Origin of the sequence: Porphyromonas sp. CAG:1061, assembly GCF_000435035.1 — a bacterium.
Taxonomy (GTDB): Bacteria; Bacteroidota; Bacteroidia; order Bacteroidales; family Porphyromonadaceae; genus Porphyromonas_A; species Porphyromonas_A somerae.
On sequence record NZ_HF988953.1, the window covers coordinates 31472 to 35259 of the forward strand.

Sequence of the window (3788 nt, forward strand, 5' to 3'; positions counted from 1 at the left end):
CTGCCGTGAAGCTTTTTGCGAGCGAGCGGGAGACCATGCAACTCCTATGGCAGTGCGGAAAGGGCTACATAAAAGAGGGGCAAGAGCATCTCAAAAGCCAAGGGTTGGAAGATAAAAATATTGTACTCACTGACTTTATCAACCGTATGGACTATGCCTACTCGGTGGCCGATCTGGTGATCTCTAGGGCGGGAGCTAGCTCTATCTCGGAGCTATGTATGCTGGGGAAGCCTTCGATCTTGGTACCTAGCCCTAATGTGGCGGAGGATCACCAAACTAAAAATGCTCAAGCTCTGGTAGCGGATAACGCTGCGGTGATGGTGGCGGATGCCGACGCACGAGAGGCTTTGGTGCCGAAAGCTCTGGAGCTACTTGGGGCGGAGAAACAGCTGGAGGTGCTGGGCACCAATGCCCTGAAGCTAGCCTGTCCAAAGGCGGATGAGACGATCGTGGATGAGGTGGTGAAAATTGTGGAGAAGTGGGAAGCGAAGAAAGCCACAAAGAAGTAGATATGAAAGGGAAGAGTTATTTTTTCATCGGTATTGGGGGCATCGGCATGAGTGCCATTGCCCGCTATTTCCTTGCCGAAGGGGCCCATGTGGGAGGATATGATAGGATCCGCTCAAAGGTTTCCACGGCTTTGGAGGAGGCAGGAGCAGAGATTATCTATGAAGATCGTCCGGAGCTGATTCCCACCAAATACCAAGCACCTAGGGAGGTGCAGGTAGTCTACACGCCTGCAATACACGAGGATAATCATATCCGCCAATACTACGCACAGCACGACTACGAGCAGGTGAAGCGTGCGGTAGTGCTGGGGCAAATCACCCGAAGGCAAAAAGCACTCTGTGTGGCGGGCACGCATGGTAAGACTACTACTAGTACACTTTTGGCTCATCTCCTTGAGCAGTCGCACATTGGTGCCAATGCATTTCTCGGTGGAGTTTCCCAAAATAGTGGAAGCAACCTTTACTTAAACCCCAATAGCCCTTATGTGGTTATCGAAGCGGATGAGTATGATCGCTCATTTCATCAACTAACCCCAACGCACGCGATTATCACCTCTACAGAGCCAGACCACCTCGATATTTATGGAACACCTGAGGCATACCGAGAGGCTTTTCAGATCTTTGCAGATAAGATTAACGATGGGGGAGTGTTGCTCCTCAATGAGAAGGCACATTTAGATAAATACCCTGAGGGGGTGACCCTATTTCGCTATGGAAGCTCCTCACAATCGGACTATTGGTATAGTAATGTGACCTACCGCGATGCGGAGCTTTTTTTTGACTGGCACTACCCTAGAGGGTGTTACCAACAGCTCCAAATCGGCACTCCAGTGGAGATCAATGTACTGAATGCTACGGCGGCACTGGCACTAGCTCAGCACCTAGGAGCAACTGAGGAGGAATTGAGGGAGGGGCTGAAGAGCTTCTTGGGAAGCCGTCGCCGCTTTGAACGATGGCTCAATGAGCCCCAACACCCGGTGATGATTGATGATTATGCCCATCACCCCGATGAAATCAAGGCATCGCTCACCTCTATTCGGAAGCTTTACCCAGACAAAGAGATCGCAGTGGTTTTTCAGCCCCACCTCTTTAGTCGTACTGCTGACTTTATGAAGGAGTTTGCCGAAGCACTTTCGGTGGTGGATAATGTGATTTTAATTCCAATCTACCCGGCCCGTGAAGAGCCTATCCCGGGGGTGACATCAGATGCATTGGCAAAGTTAGTTACCTCTCCGCTAAAGGCCTCTGTGACGAAGGAGGGGTTGATCCCTGAGCTACGCAAGCACCACTTTGATGTGCTCGTGATGATGGGAGCAGGAGATATTGAGTATCTGCTCCCCGAGGTACGTGACTATCTCAAGAGTGTAGTGATATGACGAGAAAGAAAGCCTCAACCCTATTCATTTGGCTGATAGCACTCACCCTATTAGGGGTTATGGGCTACTCTTACTTTGCCTTCCGAGGGCAGTCTCGCTACATTGTGCAGCCCAATCGTACTCGCATAGTGATCCATGGGAGTGAGGCAAGTTTTTTAGATAAGGATGATGTGTCGCGCATACTTCCCATCGATATTACCGACACCACGACGGTCTCTGTGGATTTGGCAGGAATAGAAGGCCGAGTACGCCAAGAAATACCCTATGCCAAGAAGGTTAATGCTTATATTTCGCCCGCTGCGCATCAGATGACGGTACAGGTGGAGAGTCGCAAACCAGTCTTGCGCTTTTTCTCTGACCAAGGCTCCTTTTACCTTGATGATGAGGGGAACCCAATGCGTACGAAGGTGGGCGTCTCGGTATACCTTCCCATTGTAAGAGCTCACCAGGTCGACTCTATCACGCTCAAACAGACGCTTTTACCTCTCAGTCAGTTTATGCAGACACACGAGGATTGGGCCTCTTTTTTCAGTGTGATTGAACTGAAGGAGGGCAATCGTCTGCACTTCTATCCACGAGTTGGTGACTACATATTTGAGGTGTTGGGAACGACTAATCTGGAGGAGGACCTGGAGAAGATACATACCTTTTACAATAAGATTGTGCCACAAGTGGGAGCAAATCGCTATCAACTGGTCAAACTCTCTTATTCTGGGCAGATTGTGTGTAAGCGTCGCCCATAGCCGACCTCCAAAAAGAGACGAAAAAGCTTTAATCATTAACACCACTCAATAATTTTGGGTAAGTTTGTGCAAAGAGTTGTATCACCCAATAGGACAACCTATTGAGGGGAACATATTGGACATTATAATATTCTATATATAGATGAGTACTAGAGAGCTAAGTGAGCAGGAGGTATTAAGACGTCAGAGTCTGGAGAAGTTGAGGGAAATGGGAATTAACCCCTATCCAGCAGAGGAATTTAAAGTGACTGCATATGCCAATGAGGTATTGGCGTCATTTGATGATGAAGCTCCTCGGAGAGAGGTGAGTATGGCAGGACGTATTATGATGCGTCGTATCATGGGTAAAGCTTCATTCTGTGAGCTACAAGACTCCACGGGGCGTATCCAGCTCTATGTAACTCGTGACGATATTGCACCTGGTGAGGATAAAGAGCTCTATAATACGGTATTTAAGAAGCTCCTAGATATCGGTGACTTCATTGGCATTAAGGGATATGTATTCCGTACCAAGATGGGTGAGGTATCTATCCACGTACAGGAGCTGAAGCTCCTATCCAAGAGCTTACGCCCTCTTCCTGTGGTGAAAGTGAAGGATGGCGTCACTTACGATGCATTTGGTGACCCTGAGCAGAGGTACCGCATGAGATATGTGGACCTTGTGGTGAACCCTCAAGTGAAGGAAGTATTTATCAAGCGTAGTAAGACTTTCAAGGCGATGCGTGAATTTCTAGACGCACGTGGCTATCTGGAGGTAGAGACTCCTATCCTACAAAGCATCCCAGGTGGTGCTGCAGCTCGTCCTTTTGTCACTCACCACAATGCTCTGGATATACCACTTTACCTGCGTATTGCTAATGAGCTTTACCTAAAGCGACTGATTGTGGGTGGATTCAATGGGGTGTATGAGTTTAGCAAAAACTTCCGCAATGAGGGAATGGACCGTACCCACAATCCAGAATTTACAGCGATGGAGGTCTATGTACCCTACACCGACTACAACTGGATGATGGAGATGACGGAGCAGATGCTGGAGTACATCGCTATTCAGGTGAATGGGACGACTAAGACCAAGGTAGGTGACCGCGAGATTGACTTTAAGGCGCCCTACCCTCGTGTGACGATGCGTGATGCCATCCTAAAGTATACAGGCTTTGACA

The 3788-nt window shown here is 48.7% G+C and carries 4 protein-coding genes; all 4 read left to right on the forward strand.

Annotation, left to right across the window (positions count from 1 at the left end; all coding sequences use genetic code 11):
* The coding region (locus QVO39_RS08960; protein ID WP_288171975.1) for a UDP-N-acetylglucosamine--N-acetylmuramyl-(pentapeptide) pyrophosphoryl-undecaprenol N-acetylglucosamine transferase at positions 1 to 509 on the forward strand (509 nt) is incomplete at its 5' end.
* 2 nt (positions 510 to 511) lie between these two features.
* On the forward strand, positions 512 to 1885 hold the full coding sequence (murC, locus tag QVO39_RS08965; protein ID WP_021903884.1) for a UDP-N-acetylmuramate--L-alanine ligase: 1374 nt from the start codon (positions 512 to 514) through the stop codon (positions 1883 to 1885).
* Entirely contained in the window at positions 1882 to 2628 is a 747-nt protein-coding gene (locus tag QVO39_RS08970) for a cell division protein FtsQ/DivIB (protein WP_021903885.1), read from the forward strand. Before murC ends, QVO39_RS08970 begins: the two co-directional genes overlap by 4 nt.
* Positions 2629 to 2770: 142 nt before the next feature.
* Positions 2771 to 3788 (forward strand): lysine--tRNA ligase (locus tag QVO39_RS08975; RefSeq protein WP_288171976.1); only part of this gene is annotated, 1018 nt, incomplete at its 3' end.

What these genes read in the sequence shown, in the direction of transcription:
- murC (WP_021903884.1), top strand. Translation starts at nt 512, where the DNA reads ATGAAAGGGAAGAGTTATTTTTTCATCGGTATTGGGGGCATCGGCATG.
- QVO39_RS08970 (WP_021903885.1), top strand. Translation starts at nt 1,882, where the DNA reads ATGACGAGAAAGAAAGCCTCAACCCTATTCATTTGGCTGATAGCACTC.